18 protein-coding genes are annotated in these 18,169 nt (G+C 65.1%); 11 read left to right on the top strand and 7 right to left on the bottom strand.

Annotated features, from left to right (window positions below):
* Positions 1-48 precede the first annotated feature (48 nt).
* Genes L2A60_RS14610 through L2A60_RS14590 form a run of 5 tightly spaced genes read right to left on the bottom strand, consistent with a single transcriptional unit; the run spans position 49 to position 4,066 of the window.
* Positions 49-699: a CoA transferase subunit B gene (locus tag L2A60_RS14610; RefSeq protein WP_235705194.1), complete on the bottom strand. Its 651-nt coding sequence runs from the start codon at positions 697-699 to the stop codon at positions 49-51.
* Complete coding sequence (locus tag L2A60_RS14605) at positions 699-1,430, bottom strand: CoA transferase subunit A (protein ID WP_235705193.1); 732 nt, start codon at positions 1,428-1,430, stop codon at positions 699-701. The genes L2A60_RS14610 and L2A60_RS14605 overlap by 1 nt, the downstream gene beginning before the upstream one ends.
* Before the next feature lie 4 nt (positions 1,431-1,434).
* On the bottom strand, positions 1,435-2,607 hold the full coding sequence (locus L2A60_RS14600) for an acetyl-CoA C-acetyltransferase (RefSeq protein ID WP_235705192.1): 1,173 nt from the start codon (positions 2,605-2,607) through the stop codon (positions 1,435-1,437).
* 54 nt (positions 2,608-2,661) lie between these two features.
* Positions 2,662-3,714, bottom strand: coding sequence for an alpha/beta fold hydrolase (locus tag L2A60_RS14595; protein ID WP_235705191.1), 1,053 nt, complete (start codon positions 3,712-3,714; stop codon positions 2,662-2,664).
* A complete protein-coding gene (locus tag L2A60_RS14590) occupies positions 3,689-4,066 on the bottom strand; it encodes a hypothetical protein (protein WP_235705190.1) in 378 nt (125 codons plus the stop codon). Before L2A60_RS14590 ends, L2A60_RS14595 begins: the two co-directional genes overlap by 26 nt.
* Before the next feature lie 194 nt (positions 4,067-4,260).
* Between L2A60_RS14590 and phaR the strand changes: the two genes are divergently transcribed.
* The 6 genes from phaR to L2A60_RS14560 all read left to right on the top strand — a co-directional run bounded on the left by phaR (position 4,261) and on the right by L2A60_RS14560 (position 9,708).
* The gene (gene phaR, locus L2A60_RS14585; RefSeq protein ID WP_235705189.1) at positions 4,261-4,857 is read left to right on the top strand and encodes a polyhydroxyalkanoate synthesis repressor PhaR; all 597 of its coding nucleotides are present in this window, start codon (positions 4,261-4,263) and stop codon (positions 4,855-4,857) included.
* Positions 4,854-7,244 carry a glucan 1,4-alpha-glucosidase gene (locus L2A60_RS14580; protein WP_235705188.1) on the top strand — a complete coding sequence of 797 codons (2,391 nt, stop codon included), beginning with the start codon at positions 4,854-4,856 and terminating at the stop codon, positions 7,242-7,244. Before phaR ends, L2A60_RS14580 begins: the two co-directional genes overlap by 4 nt.
* On the top strand, positions 7,241-8,173 hold the full coding sequence (locus L2A60_RS14575; protein ID WP_235705187.1) for an NAD-dependent epimerase/dehydratase family protein: 933 nt from the start codon (positions 7,241-7,243) through the stop codon (positions 8,171-8,173). The genes L2A60_RS14580 and L2A60_RS14575 overlap by 4 nt, the downstream gene beginning before the upstream one ends.
* 89 nt (positions 8,174-8,262) lie before the next feature.
* Positions 8,263-8,727 (top strand): 50S ribosomal protein L13, encoded by a 465-nt coding sequence (rplM, locus tag L2A60_RS14570; RefSeq protein ID WP_235705186.1) that lies wholly within the window; start codon positions 8,263-8,265, stop codon positions 8,725-8,727.
* A gap of 2 nt (positions 8,728-8,729) precedes the next feature.
* Positions 8,730-9,218, top strand: a complete 489-nt coding sequence (gene rpsI / locus L2A60_RS14565) for a 30S ribosomal protein S9 (RefSeq protein WP_235705184.1) — start codon at positions 8,730-8,732, stop codon at positions 9,216-9,218.
* Positions 9,219-9,306: 88 nt separating this feature from the next.
* Positions 9,307-9,708, top strand: coding sequence for a thioesterase family protein (locus L2A60_RS14560; protein ID WP_235705183.1), 402 nt, complete (start codon positions 9,307-9,309; stop codon positions 9,706-9,708).
* 91 nt (positions 9,709-9,799) lie between these two features.
* Here L2A60_RS14560 and L2A60_RS14555 read toward each other — a convergent pair whose 3' ends face one another.
* Both L2A60_RS14555 and secA read right to left on the bottom strand, forming a co-directional pair.
* On the bottom strand, positions 9,800-10,291 hold the full coding sequence (locus tag L2A60_RS14555) for a DUF2380 domain-containing protein (protein WP_235705182.1): 492 nt from the start codon (positions 10,289-10,291) through the stop codon (positions 9,800-9,802).
* 47 nt (positions 10,292-10,338) lie between these two features.
* Positions 10,339-13,074: a preprotein translocase subunit SecA gene (gene secA / locus L2A60_RS14550; RefSeq protein ID WP_235705181.1), complete on the bottom strand. Its 2,736-nt coding sequence runs from the start codon at positions 13,072-13,074 to the stop codon at positions 10,339-10,341.
* 218 nt (positions 13,075-13,292) lie between these two features.
* Here secA and L2A60_RS14545 point away from each other — a divergent pair, with 218 nt between their 5' ends.
* From L2A60_RS14545 to L2A60_RS14525, 5 genes are all read left to right on the top strand, one after another.
* Complete coding sequence (locus tag L2A60_RS14545) at positions 13,293-14,243, top strand: peptidylprolyl isomerase (RefSeq protein WP_235705180.1); 951 nt, start codon at positions 13,293-13,295, stop codon at positions 14,241-14,243.
* 10 nt (positions 14,244-14,253) lie between these two features.
* Positions 14,254-15,483 carry a bifunctional glutamate N-acetyltransferase/amino-acid acetyltransferase ArgJ gene (gene argJ, locus L2A60_RS14540; protein WP_235705179.1) on the top strand — a complete coding sequence of 410 codons (1,230 nt, stop codon included), beginning with the start codon at positions 14,254-14,256 and terminating at the stop codon, positions 15,481-15,483.
* A 147-nt stretch (positions 15,484-15,630) separates the two neighbouring features.
* Positions 15,631-16,188 (top strand): fasciclin domain-containing protein, encoded by a 558-nt coding sequence (locus tag L2A60_RS14535; protein ID WP_235705178.1) that lies wholly within the window; start codon positions 15,631-15,633, stop codon positions 16,186-16,188.
* A gap of 161 nt (positions 16,189-16,349) precedes the next feature.
* Positions 16,350-16,988 carry a D-sedoheptulose-7-phosphate isomerase gene (locus tag L2A60_RS14530; protein WP_235705176.1) on the top strand — a complete coding sequence of 213 codons (639 nt, stop codon included), beginning with the start codon at positions 16,350-16,352 and terminating at the stop codon, positions 16,986-16,988.
* Entirely contained in the window at positions 16,985-17,953 is a 969-nt protein-coding gene (locus L2A60_RS14525) for an NAD-dependent epimerase/dehydratase family protein (protein WP_235705174.1), read from the top strand. Before L2A60_RS14530 ends, L2A60_RS14525 begins: the two co-directional genes overlap by 4 nt.
* The last annotated feature ends 216 nt before the right edge of the window (positions 17,954-18,169 follow it).

Here is an 18,169-nt window from a genome sequence, read left to right as displayed (position 1 = left end):
CAACCCGAACGATCAAAACGCGCGCCGCACGATCACGAAGCCGTGCGATCAGGCAAGTGCCTCGCTCACCTCGAAATCGGCCTCGGTCGCTGCCCTGATCTGCTCGACCGTCACGTCATCAGGCTTGTCGATCAGCCGGAGGCCCAGCGCTTTTGTTTTATCCACTTCGAATACCGCGAGATCGGTCACGATCATGCTCACTACCCCCTTGCCGGTCAGCGGCAAGGAGCAGGATTTCAGGATCTTGGGTTCGCCCTTCGCCGTGTGTTCCATCAGCACCACCACGCGCGGCACGCCGGCGACCAGATCCATCGCCCCGCCCATGCCCTTGACCATCTTGCCGGGAATCATCCAGTTCGCGAGATCGCCGTTCTTCGCCACCTGCAAGGCGCCGAGAATCGAAATGTCGATGTGCCCGCCACGCACCATGCCGAACGAGGCCGCGCTGTCGAAATAACTCGTGGTCGGCAACTCCGTCACCGTCTGCTTGCCGGCATTGATCAGATCGGCATCCTCGTCGCCTTCATACGGGAACGGGCCGATGCCCATCATCCCATTCTCGGAATGCAACTGCACCGAAATTCCGTCTGGTATATGATTTGCCACCAGCGTCGGAATCCCGATGCCGAGATTGACGTAAAATCCGTCTTTCAGCTCCCGCGCCGCCCTGGCAGCCATCTGATCCCGCGACCACGCCATCACACTTTCTCCAGGCTTGAGTGCGCGACCGAAACCCGTGGGCGGGTGGTGCGCTGTTCGATCCGTTTGTCGATCTTGTCGAGCTTGACGATGCGTTTGACAAAGATGCCGGGGGTGACGATGTGATCGCCGTCGATGGCGCCGGGTTCGGCCAGATGTTCGACCTCGGCGACGGTGATTTTCGCGGCGCTGGCCATGATCGGGTTGAAGTTGCGCGCGGTTTTCCGATAGACGAGATTGCCTTCGGTATCGCCCATCCAGGCATGGACGATGGCGAGATCGCCGATGATACCGCGCTCCATGACGTAGTGTTTACCGTCGAATTCGCGGGTTTCCTTACCGTCGGCGACCGCGGTGCCGAAGCCGGTCGCGGTGAAAAAGGCGGGAATGCCGGCGCCCCCGGCGCGGACGCGCTCCGCGAGTGTGCCTTGCGGGTTGAATTCGATTTCCAGTTCGCCGGCAAGATATTGGCGCGCGAAGGTCGCGTTCTCGCCGACATAGGAGGAGATCATCTTTTTGACCTGCCGGGATTCCAGAAGAATCCCGAGGCCGGCGCCGTCGATTCCGGCATTGTTGGAGACGATGGTGAGATCGCGCACGCCGCTTTCGCGAATCGCCTCGATCAGAGCCATGGGAACGCCGCACAGGCCGAAGCCACCGGAGAGGATGGTCATGCCGTCGCGGAGCTGTCCGGCGAGCGCTTCGGTCGCACTGTTATAAACCTTGCGCATCGGTTCAGCGCTCCACGCACATGGCGACGCCCATGCCACCGCCGATACAGAGCGTGGCGAGGCCTTTGTGCGCGCCGCGCTTCTGCATTTCGAACAGCAAGGTGGTCAGCACGCGCGCACCCGAGGCGCCGATCGGGTGGCCGATGGCGATGGCGCCGCCATTCACGTTCACCCGCGCGGGGTCGAAATGCATGCCTTTGTTCACGGCGCAGGCCTGAGCGGCGAAGGCTTCGTTGGCCTCGACCAGATCGAGGTCGCCGGCGGACCAGCCGGCCCGCCCGAGCGCTTTTTGAGAAGACGGGATCGGGCCGGTGCCCATCAGCGCGGGATCGACTCCGGCGGTGGCGAAGCTCGCGATGCGGGCGAGGGGAGCGAGGCCGCGTTTGGCCGCCTCCTTGGCGGACATGACGATGAGCGCGGCGGCGCCGTCGTTGATGCCAGAGGCGTTGCCGGCGGTGACGGTACCGTCTTTCGAAAAGGCGGGCTTGAGGCGGGCCATCGTCTCGGCGGACGAGTCATGGCGGATATATTCGTCGTCGGCGACGGTGATGTCGCCCTTGCGGCCGGCAATGGTGACGGGCGCGATCTCATCCTTGAAGCGGCCGGATTTCTGCGCCGCCGAGGCCTTCTGCTGCGAGGCCAGCGCGAGCGCGTCTTGTTCCTCGCGGGTGATCTGATAGGCGCGCGCAACGTTCTCGGCGGTGGTGCCCATGTGGTAGCCGTTGAACGCGTCCCACAACCCGTCCTTGATCATGGTGTCGATGAATTTCAGGTCGCCCATCTTGGTGCCGGCGCGCAGATGCGCGCAATGCGGGCTCATCGACATGCTCTCCTGGCCGCCGGCGATCACGATGTCGCTCTGGCCGGACATCACCTGCTGGGCCGCGAGGGCGACCGCGCGCAAGCCCGAACCGCAAACCTGATTGATGCCGAAGGCGGTCGTGGAATCGGGAATGCCGGCGTTGCGCGCCGCCTGGCGAGCGGGGTTCTGGCCCGCGCCGGCGGTGAGCACCTGGCCGAAAATGACCTCGTCGATTTCGTCGGGCGAGAGCTTGGCGCGCTCGATCGCCGCCCTGATCGCGACCTCGCCCAGCACATGGGCCGGGGTAGTGGCGAAGGCGCCGTTGAAACTGCCGACCGGGGTGCGTGCGGCGGCAACGATCACGATGTCGTCCATGGTTTGCTCCTCCTCCGTAATTTCCGCCACCATAGCCGTGTTGCAGTGCGGCGGCTACAGGCCGAGCACCCAATCCAGGAAGGGCTGCCATAAGGCGAGTTCGGCCGACATGCCCGCGACCATGCCGATATGGCCGGCATTCGGCGCGATGACCGTGGCGTGCGGGATCGATGCCGCGAGCGCGGCGGCCGAGGCGGGCGGCACCAGCCGGTCGCGCGCCGGGGTGGCGATCAGGGCGGGCTTGTCGAATTGGGTGGGATCGACCGGCAGGCCGGCGACACGCCACTGGCCGCGCGCGGGGGCGTTTTCGCCATACCAGCCGCCCAGGGTTTCGCGAGCGACCGGGGCGGCCAGCGGCACGCCGTCGTTCAGCCAGTCCTCCAGGGCGACGAAACGCCGGGCACGCGGGCCGTTCGGGTCGAGTGCCGCGAAGCCGCGATATTTCTCGGCGACGCCGAACGGATCGAGGATCGCGAACAGCATCTGCAGCGCATCGATCGGCAGCGTGCCAGTCGCCCGCATGAAGGGCTCCAGCAGCGGCAGGCTCCGGCCGAGATTTTCCGCACCCTCGGGATTGTCCGCATGAAAATCCCATGGGGTGGCGAGCAAAGCGAGTGCCTGGATGCGGGCGGGACTGCGCAGGGCAGCGGCCAATGCCAGCAGCCCACCCATGCAGTAGCCCGCGAGCACGACCGGCTGGCCGATCGTGCCGAGCACCCGTTCCAGCCTGCCGGCGATGTAGTCGGTCAGGGTGAACTGGCGCTCGACCGGGCCGGGCCAGCCCCAGTCGAGCAGCAAGGGGCGGACTCCGTTGCCGGCGAGGAAGCGCAGGAACGAGGCGTCTTCCATGAGGTCGAGCACATAGGCACGATTGACCAGGCTGGGGACGAACAGGATTGTGGAACCATCGCCGCCCCCGGTAACGTTATAGTCGAGCAGCCGGCTCTCGCCCTCGCTCCACAGGATTGGCGGATCGGCGAGAGTACGACGATAGGAATGGCGCCGATAGGCGGCGACGCCCTCGATCAGTGCGCGATCCTGGGCGAGCACCTCGTGCAGCACGGCCTGGGTGAAGTCGTCGTCAGCCGGAGCCGCCTCCCCGCTCAAGTGCGGCCAGACGTGCTTCCAGTTCGGCGATGCGTCGATGGAGGTGTTCGACCGGATCGCCGCTAGCAGGAGGTGCAGCACCACCGGGCGCGGGCCGCGCCGTGCCATCGGTCCCGGCATATCGTCTCGGGGTAGCGCGGGATGGCTCATGCCGCGCGGCTCGCTGCGCGATGTCGATCGCGGAAGACGCCGCTCCGGCCCAGAGCGCGAGCAGGCCGATCCAGGCTTCGCGCAACTCGCGGTCGTTCGCCATGGCGGCAAGCTCGCTCTGCCACAGGGTGATCCAGTCGCGTGCCAGCGCCGCGAGATCGACGTTCTGGCCGTGACGTTCTGGCGGGTCGTCGAATTTCATCCGGCATTCCGAGCAAGAGCCTTTTTCACGGATCTCGCCTGTATCCTAAATCGGGGGATTACCGCTAGGCGAGGCGTTGCCGGAATGCTAGCAATTTCGCATCGCGTCTGCCATGGTGCTGCGCAGCAAGCAGGCGCGAGTGTCCCGGCTCCGACACATTGGGGCGCCGACATGGCACGGAAAGGGCAATGGTCATGGCTCAGACACCGGAACAGGCGGCGGCACCGCAGATCGTCGTCAAAAAATACGCGAACCGGCGTCTGTATAATACCGAAACATCGACCTACATCACCCTCGAAACCCTGTCCGAGATGGTGCGGGAGGGGCGGGATTTCGTGGTGTATGACGCGAAGACCGGCGAGGACATCACCCGCTCGGTGCTGACCCAGATCATCGTCGAGGAAGAGAGCAAGGTCGGCCAGTCCATGCTGCCCACCGCGTTTCTGCGCCAATTGATCGGGCTCTATGGCGACAATCTGCAGGGGCTGGTGCCGCGCTATCTCGAATCCGCAATGGCGCAGTTTGGCCACCAGCAGGCACAGATGCGCGCGGCGATGCAGCAGACCATGGGCAGTTTCCTGCCGCCCGGCATGGAAGAGATCGGCCGGCAGAACATGGCGATGATGGAGCGGGCGATGAGTCTTTTTGCCCCCTTTGTCCCGCGCACGGACAGTGCCTCCGAATCCCCGGCGGACGAAACGGTCGAGGAGATCGACGCGCTCCGTCAGGAGGTCGAGCGGCTACAGGCCGAACTCGCAGCACTCAGGACCAAGTCGGTCAAGCGCGCATGACCGACGCCCCTGGCTTCCCCGGTATGATGCCGCGCTGGACCTCCAGCGCGAAGGACGGGGTCGGCACCGCTCTCTCGCCGCGCTGCGCGGTCTGGTTCACCCATAGCCATGGCATTCTCGACGAGATTTACTACCCCCGCGTCGATCAGGCCTGCACCCGAGATTGCGGCCTGATCGTCACCGATGGCGTACCCGGCGGCTTCTTCGCCGAAGAAAAGCGCGACACGATTACCGAAACCCGCCGCGTCGCGGACGGCGTGCCGTTGTTCACCATCCGCAATACCTGCACGCAGCGGCGCTTCGTCATCGAAAAGCGGATCGTTTCCGATCCGATGCATGATTGCGTGCTGCAGCATATCCGCCTGATCCCAGGCGACGGGGTCGCCGGGCTTCGCCTGTTCGTCCTGCTGGCGCCGCATCTGGTTAATGGCGGGGCGCACAATACCGGGTGGGTCGGCGACTGCAAGAGGACGCCGATGCTGTTCGCCACCGGTGACGGCACCTCGCTGGCGCTTGCCTGTTCGTCGGGGTTCGGCGCGCGCAGTGTGGGTTTCGTGGGGTTCAGCGATGGCTGGCAGATCCTGCGCCGCGACGGGCATCTGGCCGAGACCTACGATCATGCCGCCGACGGCAATATCGCTCTGGTTGCCGAAATCGACGCGACCGCGCCGGTGCTGCTCGCGATCGGCTTCGGCCGCAAGCCGGAGGCGGCGGCCTTCCATGCCGCCGCCAGCCTGGCACGCGGGTACGATCGGGCCGAGACGGAATACGCTGCCAACTGGCGGGCGTGGCAGGAGTCGCTCGAACCGCTCGATCCGGTGCAGCAGACAACGCCGCACAACTATTACCGGGTCAGCACCGCTGTGCTGCGCTGCCACGAGAGTCCGCTGTTTCCGGGCGGCTCGATCGCCAGCCTGTCGATCCCATGGGGTGCGAGCAAGGGCGACGACGATCTCGGCGGCTATCATCTGGTCTGGCCGCGCGATCTCGCCGAAACCGCCGGCGCTTTGCTCGCCTGCGGGGCACTGGAGGATGCACGGCGCACCCTCGATTATCTGCGCATCATCCAGGAGGCGGACGGGCATTGGCCGCAGAATACCTGGCTCGACGGCTCGCCCTATTGGCGCGGATTGCAGATGGACGAGACGGCGTTTCCGATTCTGCTGCTCGATCTTGCGTTCCGCAACGGCGCCGTCCCGGAGACCGAGCTTGCCGAATACTGGCCGATGGTCGAGCGGGCCTCGGCGTTCATCGTCTGCAACGGACCGGCGACCGGTCAGGACCGGTGGGAGGAAAACGCCGGCTATACCCCGGCGACCCTCGCGGTCGAAATCGCCGGATTGCTCGCCGCCGCCGATCTCGCCGAGCGGATGGGCGAACCCGCCATCGCCGGCTTCCTGCGCGACACGGCGGATGCGTGGAATGCCGATATCGAGAGCTGGATCTATGTATCGGGTACCGATCTCGCGCGAAAATGCGGGGTGGCGGGCTATTACCTGCGGATCGCGGCGGATGGCGACCACGATTTATCGGGGGCGCCGGTGCATGGCCGCATCGCGGTGCGCAACCGGCCGGCGGGCGAGGCGGACATCGCGACCGACGAACTGGTGGGTGCGGATGCGCTGGCGCTGGTGCGATTCGGCCTGCGCGCCGCCGCCGATCCGCGCATCCGCGATACCATCGCGGTGATCGATCATCTCACCCGCGTCGATCTGCCGCAGGGTCCGGTCTGGCACCGCTACAACAATGACGGCTACGGCGAGCACACCGACGGGCGGCCGTTCGACGGCACCGGCCATGGCCGCGCCTGGCCGCTGCTGACCGGCGAGCGGGCGCATTACGCGATCGCCGCCGACGATCTGGCGGAGGCCGAACGGCTGAGAACGACCATCGAGGGATGCACCAGCGAGGGTGGGTTGCTGCCCGAGCAGGTGTGGGACAGTGACGACATTCCCGAGCATGAATTGTTTCGCGGCCGGCCGAGCGGATCGGCGATGCCGCTGGTCTGGGCGCACGCGGAATATGTGAAGCTGCTGCGCAGCCTGCGCGACGGCGCGGTGTTCGACCTGCCGCCCCAGCCGGAGCGCCGCTACCTCGTCGAGAAAACCCAGCCGCGCTGCCGCGACTGGCGGGAGAACTGGCGGCGGACCAGGATGCCGGCGGGGCAGGTTCTGCGCGTCGAACTGGACGGCCCCGGCACGATTCGCTGGACCGACGACGATTGGGTAACGATCCGGGAAACGCCGACCAGCGATGTCGGCCTCGGCATTCACGCCGCCGAACTGCCTACCGGATCGCTTCCGGCCGGGCGTTCGGTGGCGTTCACCTGGCGGCGGCCGGACGGCACTTGGCGCAGGCGCAATTTCGCGGTGGCGATCACCGCTTGAGCCCGCGTGCTGTCCTGGTCAGCGGCGCCTCGGGGTTCATCGGCAGGGCGGTGACCGCGCGATTGGCGGAATCGGGCATCGAAGTGGTGGTCGCGCTGCGCCGTCAGCGCGATATTCCGGGTGCGGCACGCGCGGTCGATGCGAGCGATCTCGCCGCGCCCGATCCTGCGCTGGCCAACGCGATGCGCGGGGTCGGCACGGTGATTCACGCCGCTGGACTCGCGCACCGGACCGGCGTGAATCCGGCGGCGCTCGCGGCGGCGAACGTGACGGCGGCGTCCAGGGTCGCCGAAATCGCGGCCTCGCGCGGGGTGCCGCGATTCATACTGGTCTCCTCGGCGGCGGTGTTCGGCAAGACGCGGGTGGACGTGTTCACCGAGGCGAGTGAGCCACGCCCCGATGATTCCTACGCGCACAGCAAGCTCGGCGGCGAGATCGCGGTGCGCGCGGCGCTGGCCGGAACCGCGACGAGACTCGTCGTCGTGCGGCCCTGCGCCGTGGTAGGGCCGGGCTGCGCGGGCAATATCCCCCGGCTGGCACGGCTGATCGGCAAGGGATTGCCGCTGCCGTTCGGTGCGATCCGCAATGCGCGCAGTTTCGTGGCGATCGGCGATCTCGCCGGGCTGATCGATGCCGCGATCCGCGCCGACGATCCGCCGGAACTGGCGATCGCCGCCCATCCCGAGCCGATTGGAACGCCGGACCTGATTCGCGCGCTCGCGCGCGGCCTCGGGCGCAGGACCATTTTGGTTCCGCTGCCGGCAGCCCTGCTCGGAGCGGCCGCGCGTGCCGCGGGCAAGGCTGCGCTGTGGCAGAGTTTTGCCGGATCGTTTCGCGCAGATGTGACAATCGCGCGGGATCGCCTGGGCTTCACGGCCGCGACGCCGATCGAAACCGCGCTGGAAATGACTGGCACCGCTTTGCGGTAATATAATACCGCAACACCACCTGCTTGACGCGGTGTAAAGATTCCCGCATATGCTCGGTCATTCTATTCCCTGTTGCCGAGGAATTCGTGATGAAGACGACCGTTTCGCTGAAACCGGCGGACGCGCAAAAGGATTGGGTGCTGATCGACGCCGACGGGCTGGTGCTCGGCCGGCTCGCCGCCCTGATCGCCACGCGCCTGCGCGGCAAGCACAAGCCGCAATTCACCCCGCATGTCGATTGCGGCGATCACATCGTCGTCGTCAACGCTGAAAAGGTGAAGGTGACCGGCAACAAGCTCGACCAATCGATATTCCATTACCACACGGGCTATCCCGGCGGCATCAAGGGGCGCAGCCTGCGCCAGCGGCTTGGCAGCGCGCACCCCGAGCGGGTGCTCGAAAAAGCGGTCGAGCGGATGATCACGCGTGGCCCGCTGCAGCGCCAGCAGATGAAGAATCTCCATGTTTACGCCGGCGCGTCGCATCCGCATGACGGCCAGCAGCCGAAGCCGCTCGATGTCGGCGCCATGAACCGCAAGAATGTGAGGGCCTGAGCATGTCGGGAACCGGAACGCTCGCCGATCTGAAGTCGATCGTCACCCCAGCCGCCGCGACGGTCGACTCCGAGGCGCCGAAACGCGAGCCGAAGCGCGACGCGCAGGGCCGCTCCTATGCCACCGGACGGCGCAAGGATGCGGTCGCCCGCGTCTGGATCAAGCCGGGCAAGGGCGAAATCATCATCAACGGGCGCAAGGCCGCGCAGTATTTCGCGCGCCCGGTGCTGCGGATGCTGATCACCCAGCCCTTCCTGGTCGCCGACCGCTACAACCAGTTCGACGTGATGGCGACGGTCGCCGGCGGCGGGCTGTCCGGCCAGGCCGGCGCAGTGCGCCACGGGATTTCGCGGGCGCTGACCTTCTACGAGCCGGATCTGCGCGGCATCCTGAAGGTTGCGGGCTTCCTCACCCGCGACTCGCGCACGGTCGAACGCAAGAAATACGGCCGGGCCAAGGCGCGCCGGAGCTTCCAGTTCAGCAAGCGCTGAGCGCCGTCTTTCAGGATCGGCCATCAAAAAACCGCCTCGGGGCCTGCTCCGGGGCGGTTTTCGGCGGCAGATCGAAGGGAGACAAGACATGCGCGTGATACCCGTGGGGACGACGGGCAGCTTCGCTCTCACCGTCGCACCCGAGCATTTGGCCAGCCAGTTCAAGGATGCGATTCTGCCGCCGGTGCTGGCAACACCGATGATGATCCTGGTGATGGAAAATGCGGCGCTCAACGCCATCCGCGCCTATCTTGATCCGGGAGAGAGCGCTGTCGGCAGCGCTGTCTGCATACGCCATCTTGCCGCGACGCCGGTCGGGCATCGCGTGACAGCGACCGCCGCGGTAACGAAGGTGGCAGGGCGGCGGATCGAGTTTGCCGTAAGCGCGCGTGACGAGGTCGAGGAAATCGGCAACGGTACCCATGAGCGTACGGTGATCGATGTCCGGCGCCTGATGCAGCGTCTCGAAGCCAAGGGTAGGGCGGGATGAGGAGGCAACCGTGAGGGCGCGCGACACGGATAAGGCTTAACAGTCTTTTTCTGTTGGATGGGTTTTCGTTCATACGCGAAAACCCCGATAATCAGCCGAGATGCCGTTCGATCGCGGCGACCATGGTGTCGGCGGCGCGCAGGATCATGGTTTTGTCGTCGGCCTTGACCTCCATCGACCGGACCATCAGGGGCTTGTGATCGCCCACCCGGTCCAGTTCGCCGTCCATGTAGATGATCAGGTCGCTCACCTTGTGGACCGACCCGATGAACACGTAGCGCGCCCCGAGTTTGTGCGCCTCGGCAAGAATGCAGCGGCGGCAGGTCGAGGGATGCTGATAGGAATGGGCGATCGACGCGGTCATCCGCGTGGTCGCGGCGCTGTCGATCACGCTGACCTGCTTGCCGGCATCGAGGCGCTCGCGCAGCCGCGCGGCGGCATCCGCGAGCCAGCGTTTCTGCGCCGCGACCACCATCGGGCGGTGATCGATCGAGGTATCGAACAGATCGAAGGCTTCGATCACCATGCCGGGCCGGTACGGTGGTTCGGGCGGCGCGCTTTCGGCGACTCCCGCGAAACTCACGGCAAAACCGCCGATAAGCAGGCCGCATACGAGTTTTCGCCTTCGGTTCACCCGATCTTGCCGTGGCAGTGCTTGTATTTCTTGCCCGATCCGCATGGACAGGGCGCGTTGCGCGGCGTGGCGGCCCAGGTTTCCGGCCGGCCTGGATCGACCGCGTCGGCCCGGTAGGGGGAAATCGACGTCAGGTTCAGCTCGGTCATCGTTTGCGGTTCGGCCAAGGCGAGGTCGCCGCCGTAATTGCCGGCGTTCGGATGACTCTCGATCAGCAGTGACGGATCGAAGACCGGCCCGCCATGGTCTGGGTCGGTGCCGAGTTCGACATAGGCGAGCGCCGAACTCACCTGCTCCTTGAGGTCGTCGAGCAGGCCGGTGAACAGAGCGAAGGCCTCGGCCTTGTATTCGTTGAGCGGGTCGCGCTGGCCGTAGGCGCGCAGGCTGATTCCCTGGCGCAGGTGATCGAGTGCCAGCAGATGCTCTTTCCAGAGATGGTCCAGCGTTTGCAGAAGGATCGATTTTTCCAGGAAGCGCATGAAATCCGGGCCGAAATTGGCCGCCTTCGCCGCCATATGCGCATCGACCGCATCGGCTATCCGCTCGCGCAGATGGCTCTCGTCGATTCCTTCCTCGCCAGCCCAATCGACGACCGGCAGGTCGAGACCGAAAATGCGCTTCACGTCTTCGGCAAGTTCGGCGCTTTCCCATTGTTCGGCATAGGCTTTCACCGGAATCCGGCGCTCGACGATCACGGCGATCGTGTCGGCGCGCATCTCGCCGATCACGTCGGCCACGCTGTCGGCGCGCATGAACTCGCGGCGCTGGGCATAGACCTCCTTGCGCTGGTTGTTCATCACGTCGTCGTATTTGAGCAGATTTTTGCGGGTGTCGAAGTTGCGCGCCTCGACTTTTTTCTGCGCCTTTTCCAGCGCCTTGTTGATCCAGGGGTGGATGATCGCCTCGCCGTCCTTCAGGCCGAGTTTCTGCAGCATCGGGCCCATCCGGTCGGAGCCGAAAATCCGCATCAGGTCGTCGTCGAGCGAGAGGAAGAAGCTCGACGCGCCGGGATCGCCCTGCCGGCCGGAGCGGCCGCGCAACTGGTTGTCGACGCGGCGGCTTTCATGGCGTTCGGTGCCGATCACATAGAGGCCACCCGCCGCCTTCACCACCTCGTGCGCGGCGTCGAGTTCGGCGCGAATCGCCGCCTCGCGCGCCGGCCGCGCGGAGGGGTCGAGCGATTCCAGTTCGGTTTTCAGGCGCATCTCTAGATTGCCGCCGAGTTTGATGTCGGTGCCGCGCCCGGCCATGTTGGTCGCGATGGTGACCGCACCCGGCGCGCCGGCATCGGCCACGATCGCGGCTTCCTGCTCGTGGAAGCGGGCGTTGAGCACGCTGTGGGGAATTTTCATCCGTTTCAGCAATGCTGAGAGCAACTCGGATTTTTCGATCGAGGTGGTGCCGACCAGCACCGGCTGGTTGCGGGCCCGGCATTCCTCGATGAGCTTGGCGACGGCCTGGTATTTCTCGTCCCCCGAGCGATAGACCTCGTCGTCCTGATCCTTGCGCACGACCGGAACGTTGGTGGGTATTTCGACCACGAGAAGCTTGTAGATTTCCTCGAATTCGTCGGCCTCGGTCATCGCCGTGCCGGTCATGCCGGCGAGTTTCGGGTAGAGGCGGAAATAATTCTGAAACGTGATCGAGGCGAGGGTCTGGTTTTCGCGCTCGACGACGACATGCTCCTTCGCCTCCAGCGCCTGATGCAGGCCGTCGGAATAGCGCCGCCCTTCCATCATGCGGCCGGTGAACTCGTCGATGATGATGACCTGGCCGTTCTTCACGATGTAATCGACATCGCGGGTGAACAGCGTGTGCGCGCGCAGGCTCTGCTGGACGTGGTGGATCAGCGAGACATTGAACACGTCGTACAGATTGCCTTCGGTGAGCAGGCCGGCCTCGGCGAGCATCTGCTCGACCCGCTCGGACCCCTCCTCGGTGAGGTTCACCGTCTTGAATTTTTCGTCTTTTTCGTAATGCGCCTCGTCCTTCGCCAGTTCCTTCACGATGCCGTCGACCTGGGCGTAAAGCTCGGTCGGCTCGTCGGACGGCCCGGAGATGATCAGCGGGGTGCGTGCCTCGTCGATCAGGATGCTGTCCACCTCGTCGACGATCGCGTAACTGAAATCGCGCTGCACCATGTCGGCCAGCGCGTATTTCATATTGTCGCGCAGATAGTCGAAGCCGAACTCGTTGTTGGTGCCGTAGGTGATGTCGCAGGCATAGGCCGCGCGCCGCTCGTCGTCCTCGATGCCGGGGACGATCACGCCCACCGACAGGCCGAGGAAGTTATAGACCCGTCCCATCCATTCGGCGTCGCGTTTCGCCAGATAGTCGTTCACGGTGACGACATGTACGCCCTTGCCGGAGAGCGCGTTGAGATAGACCGGCAGGGTGGCGACCAGCGTCTTGCCCTCGCCGGTCTTCATCTCGGCGATCTTGCCGTCATGCAGAACCATGCCGCCGATCAACTGAACGTCGAAATGGCGCATGCCCAGCACGCGCTTCGAGGCCTCGCGGCAGACCGCGAAAGCCTCGGGCAGCAGATCGTCGAGTTTCGCGCCATCCGCGAGACGCGCGCCGAATTCCGCGGTCTTGGCCTGCAGGGCGGCATCTTCGAGCGCCGCGAGCCCGGCTTCCAAGGCATTGATCGACGCGATCCGCCGGCTATATGCCTTGAGCGCACGGTCGTTGGTGGTGCCGATGATGGCGCGGGCGATGCTTGAAAACATGGGAATGTGCTGTCCGGTCTATCCGCTACGGTCGTCCGTTATTCGGGCGGCCGCCCGCAGGCGCCGGTCGGCGCCCTGCCTGCGGCCAATGGTCTGACATAAGAGCGGGAACCGATCCGGTCAATGAATCGGCGTGCCAATCATTGGATGCCGCGACGTCTTGCCCGGTGCGACGGGTTCGGCCATGGTGCGGCCCGGTCGAAACGAGGTCAAGCAGAATGAATCGCTATTTTACGGGTTTCTCCACCGGATTGGCTGGCGCGGTCGCCCTGTCGCTCGTGCTGGGAACGGGCTTGCCACAGGCAAATGCGGCCAACACGCCGGCCCCGGCGAACGCGACTCCCGCCAAGCCCGAAGCGGCAACCAAGCCGGTGCCGAAAAACCCGGTGGTCGCCATCGTCGATGGCCACAAGATCCATTTGTCGGACCTTGCCAAGGCGGCGCAGTCGCTGCCGCCGCAATTCCAGCAGGCGCCGCCGCAGGAACTGTATCCTGTTCTGCTGAACCGGCTGGTCGATGAACGCGCCCTGCTGATCCAGGCCCGCAAGGCGGATATCGCGAAGAAGAAATCGGTCAAGATCGCGATGCGCCATGCCGCCGATCGCGCGCTGGAGGCCGCCTATCTGCGCGAGCAGGTCAAGCCGAAGCTGAACGACCAGGCGATGAAAGCCTATTACCAGAAGCATTATGTCGGCCAGAAGCAGCCCGAGGAGGTCAAGGCGCGCCAGATTCTGGTGAAAACCCAGGCCGAGGCCGAGGCGATCATCAAGAAGCTGAATGGCGGCGCGAAATTCGCGACCCTGGCCCAGAAGGACAGCATCGATCCGGGTGCCAAGAATGGCGGCGAACTCGGCTGGTTCACCAAGGATGAAATGGTAAAACCCTTCGCCGATGCCGCTTTCGCCCTGAAGCCCGGCACCTACACCAAGACGCCGGTGCATTCACAGTTCGGCTGGCACATCATTCTGTCCCAGGGCAAGCGGCAGAAACCGATGCCGAGCCTTGACGACGTCAAGGACAAGATCAGGCAGACCCTGACCGAAAAGGCGATCACCGACGCGCTGCAGGACGCGCGCAAAGGCGTTGCGGTCAAGCTGTTCAACCCGGACGGTTCGCCGGCGACGGCACCGGACGCCGCAGCACCGGACGCCACGCCGAGCAAGAACTGAGGCCGGATCGATGGCCGACGCGCTGCCGGCATCACCGCTGGCGCTACCTTTGCCCGAACTGCCGCCGGTCGCGGGCGTGCGGTTCGCCACCGCCGAGGCCGGCATCCGCTATCGCGGCCGCACCGACGTGCTGCTTGTGGAATTCGCGCCGGGAACCGCGGTTGCCGGCGTGTTCACCCGCAACAAATGCCCCGGTGCGCCGGTATCCTGGTGCCGGAACATCCTGCCGGGCGGCGTGGCGCGCGGCCTTCTGGTCAATGCCGGCAACGCCAATGTGTTCAACGGCGTCGCCGGCGAAGCGGCGGTGCGGGCGAGCGCTGATGCGGCGGGGCGCGTCCTGGGCTGCCCGCCCGAGCAGATTTTCCTCGCCTCGACCGGGGTGATCGGCGCGCCGATGCCGGGGGGAAAGATCGTCGCGGTGATGGACGATCTCGCGTCGCGGCTGGCACCGGACGGGTGGGAAGCGGCATCGCGCGCGATCATGACCACCGACACGTTTCCAAAGGCCGCCACCCGCACGGCGCGGATCGGCGGCACGGCGGTTCGCATCTCTGGGTTCGCCAAGGGCAGCGGCATGATCGCGCCGGACATGGCGACCATGCTGGCCTTCATCGTGACCGACGCGGCCGTCCCCGCTTCTGTATTGCAGACCATGCTGCGCCAGGGGATCGAACCGAGTTTCAACTGCATCACTGTCGATTCCGATACTTCGACCTCGGATACCGTTCTGCTGTTCGCGACCGGTCAGGCCGACAATTCCCCAGTCACGGACGCACGCGGTCTTGCCGGTTTCCGCCGTGCGCTGGGCGAGGTGCTGCACGACCTCGCTTTGATGGTGGTGCGCGACGGCGAGGGTGCGAACAAGCTGATGGAGATCGCCGTGACCGGGGCGGTCTCGGCGCGCTCGGCGCGGCGGATCGGCCTCGCCATCGCCAATTCGCCCCTGGTCAAGACGGCGGTTGCCGGCGAGGACGCGAATTGGGGCCGCATCGTCATGGCGGTGGGCAAGGCCGGCGAACCGGCCGAGCGGGACCGTCTGGCGGTCGCCGTTGGCGGTGTCTGGATGGCGCGCGACGGCAAGATCGTCGATGGCTATGACGAAACGCCGGTCGCGGCGCATATGCGCGGGCGCGAAATCCGTATCACGGTCGATCTCGGCCTCGGGCGCGGTCGCGCGATCGTATGGGGCTGCGACCTTACCCACGGATATATCGACATCAACGGCAGCTATCGCAGTTGATGTGCTGAGTCCGTGCCTCGTCGGGTCGGACGAAAATCACGAATTCGTGACAATCTGAATCGATTCCGGAATCATCCATGTGAGGATAGGCGCCGTATCCCCTGCACAAGATCGCTCACCGGAGCGATCGCCAACAGGAGACAAGCCATGAAATTGAAGCACGCGCTGATGGGGGCCGCTCTGGCGGTCGGGCTCGGCGGATCGGCTTTCGCGATGATGGGCAATACCGTCATGGTCGGCGGCGCGCCGATGTATCCGACCAAGAACATCGTGCAGAACGCGGTCAACTCGAAGGACAATACCACGCTGGTCGCCGCGGTGAAGGCCGCCGGCCTGGTTCCGGCGCTTGAGGGCAAGGGGCCGTTCACCGTCTTCGCGCCGACCAACGAGGCGTTCGACATGCTGCCGAAGGGCACCGTGCCGACCCTGCTGAAGCCGGCCAACAAGGCCGAGCTGAAGTCGGTTCTGCTCTACCATGTCGTGCCGGGTGATTTCACCTTCGCGACGCTCGCGGCCGACATTCAGGGGCATGGCGGCACGGTCAAGCTGAAGACGCTCGAAGGCAAGGATCTGACGTTCAAGATGAACGGTCCGCACAATATCGAGGTCATCGATGCGAAGGGCGGCGTCGCCCACATCATCACTTACGATGTCGTTCAGTCGAACGGCGTGATTCAGGTGGTCGACCGCGTTCTGATGCCGTAACTTTCGGGTCGATCCTGAACGGCGCGGGAATTCCCCACCCCTCGCGTCATACTGCAGCCAGCGGCCAATTACGGCCGCTGGCCTTTTAGGTCTGGGGCATCCCTTGAAGCCGATGCGGCCTTGTCGCAGAACGAAGCCTGTTTTCAGCCAGGAGCGCGAATGTGGGCCTGAAAGACGAAGCGGCGCGGGGGACAAGGTCGGCCGGCGGCAACAGGGACGAGGCCGGCCACATCAAGGCGCTGCTGCATCGAGGCGCGGCGCTTAAACTGGCACTGGCGGAACAGCCGGCGCCGATCCTCGCGGTAGTCGATGCCTGCGAGGCGGCGATCCGGTCAGGCAACAAGCTGCTGTTCTGCGGCAATGGCGGATCGGCGGCGGATGCCCAGCATCTCGCGACCGAACTGCTGATCCGGTTGCGCGGATCGGTCGTGCGGGAAAGTTGGCCGGCACTCGCCCTCACGCTCGATCCGGCAATGCTGACCGCGGCGGGCAACGATTTCGGCTATGATCAGGTATTCGCCCGGCCGCTTTCCGGCCTCGGCCGCGCCGGGGATGTGCTGTTCGGCATCACCACATCGGGGCGCTCGCCCAGCGTGCTGCGCGCGCTAGAGGTCGCGCGCGGCATGGGGATCGTCACTGTCGGGTTGCTTGGGGGCGATGGCGGCCCGGCCCGACCGCTCTGCGACCATATGCTCATCGTGCCCGATAGCGAGACCGCGCGGGTGCAGGAATGCCATATCGCGCTCGGCCATATCGTGCTGGAATTGCTTGAAGATCGCTTGACCGGCCGCCGCGCATGACCATCCTGGTCACTGGCGTTGCCGGGTTCATCGGCTATCATGTGGCCGAAGCGTTGCTCGCGCGCGGCGAGACGGTGATCGGGATCGACGACCTGAATCCGTATTACGATGTCGGGCTGAAGCGCGCGCGCCTCGCCCACCTCGTCCGGCACGATGGTTTCGCTTTCCATGCGCTTGATATCGCGGACCATGCGGCGCTGCTCGGGGTGGGGGCGGGAACCAAGATCATCGTTCATCTCGCCGCCCAGGCGGGCGTGCGCTACTCGATCGACAATCCGTTCGCTTATGCCGCGGCCAATCTGACCGGACATCTTTCGGTGCTGGAACTGGCCCGCCATGTGCCGGGCCTGACGCATCTGGTCTATGCCAGCTCCTCGTCGGTCTATGGTGCGGGTTCGGCATTGCCCTACAGCGAATCGGCGCGGGCGGACCATCCGCAATCGCTCTACGCCGCGACCAAGCGGGCCGATGAGATGATGAGCGCGGCATATTCCCATCTCTACGGGCTGCGTCAGACCGGATTGCGGTTCTTCACCGTCTATGGGCCGTGGGGGCGGCCGGATATGGCGTATTTCGGTTTCGCCGAGGCGATCATTGAGGGACGACCGATCACCCTTTATGACGGCGGGCGGCTGAAGCGCGACTTTACCTATATCGACGATATCGTGGCGGGCGTGCTCGGGGTGATCGACCATCCGCCGACCGAAATCGGTGCACACCGGCTGTTCAATATCGGCAATAACTGCGCCGAATCGGTCAGCGATCTTGTCGCGGTGCTGGAGGCGGAACTGAATCATAAGGCGATTATCGTCAATGCGCCGCGCCCGGCCGCCGATCCGGTGGAGACCTGCGCCGACATTGCGGCTTTGGCGAGGCTGACTGGCTTTTCGCCGAAAACTCAACTTTCCGAGGGAGTCCCTCGTTTCGTCGTCTGGTATCGCGATTGGCGCGCCAAGAGGGGTTGACGGCGTCATCCGCCTGTAATATCCCTCTCACATCGGCGGCGGCATTTGAGGTCGCGGCCGAGAGTAAAGTTTCGACGGGATCAACGGTCCCGTCGTTTTGTTCTTTGAGGGTTGTGAAGAGGCTAGGAAGGGATACGTTGGTGGCGTTTGGCTGCTTTCTGTGTTGTTTTGCGTTGGGTGTTCTGGGCTGTGAGGCCTGGGACGTCTGGGTGGGGT

The organism is Acidiphilium iwatense (genome assembly GCF_021556475.1).
In the GTDB taxonomy this organism is placed as follows: domain Bacteria; phylum Pseudomonadota; class Alphaproteobacteria; order Acetobacterales; family Acetobacteraceae; genus Acidiphilium; species Acidiphilium iwatense.
The sequence above is the reverse complement of the archived record's forward strand: the minus strand, read 5'-3'. Positions and strand labels throughout refer to the sequence as shown.

Bases quoted from the DNA above. Each gene is read 5' to 3' on its own strand.
- L2A60_RS14560 (WP_235705183.1), top strand. From the start codon at position 9,307: ATGCGCGTGATACCCGTGGGGACGACGGGCAGCTTCGCTCTCACCGTC.
- phaR (WP_235705189.1), top strand. From the start codon at position 4,261: ATGGCTCAGACACCGGAACAGGCGGCGGCACCGCAGATCGTCGTCAAA.
- L2A60_RS14545 (WP_235705180.1), top strand. From the start codon at position 13,293: ATGAATCGCTATTTTACGGGTTTCTCCACCGGATTGGCTGGCGCGGTC.
- L2A60_RS14610 (WP_235705194.1), bottom strand. From the start codon at position 699: ATGGCGTGGTCGCGGGATCAGATGGCTGCCAGGGCGGCGCGGGAGCTG.
- rplM (WP_235705186.1), top strand. From the start codon at position 8,263: ATGAAGACGACCGTTTCGCTGAAACCGGCGGACGCGCAAAAGGATTGG.
- argJ (WP_235705179.1), top strand. From the start codon at position 14,254: ATGGCCGACGCGCTGCCGGCATCACCGCTGGCGCTACCTTTGCCCGAA.
- rpsI (WP_235705184.1), top strand. From the start codon at position 8,730: ATGTCGGGAACCGGAACGCTCGCCGATCTGAAGTCGATCGTCACCCCA.
- L2A60_RS14535 (WP_235705178.1), top strand. From the start codon at position 15,631: ATGAAATTGAAGCACGCGCTGATGGGGGCCGCTCTGGCGGTCGGGCTC.
- L2A60_RS14525 (WP_235705174.1), top strand. From the start codon at position 16,985: ATGACCATCCTGGTCACTGGCGTTGCCGGGTTCATCGGCTATCATGTG.
- L2A60_RS14590 (WP_235705190.1), bottom strand. From the start codon at position 4,066: ATGAAATTCGACGACCCGCCAGAACGTCACGGCCAGAACGTCGATCTC.
- L2A60_RS14605 (WP_235705193.1), bottom strand. From the start codon at position 1,430: ATGCGCAAGGTTTATAACAGTGCGACCGAAGCGCTCGCCGGACAGCTC.
- secA (WP_235705181.1), bottom strand. From the start codon at position 13,074: ATGTTTTCAAGCATCGCCCGCGCCATCATCGGCACCACCAACGACCGT.
- L2A60_RS14580 (WP_235705188.1), top strand. From the start codon at position 4,854: ATGACCGACGCCCCTGGCTTCCCCGGTATGATGCCGCGCTGGACCTCC.
- L2A60_RS14600 (WP_235705192.1), bottom strand. From the start codon at position 2,607: ATGGACGACATCGTGATCGTTGCCGCCGCACGCACCCCGGTCGGCAGT.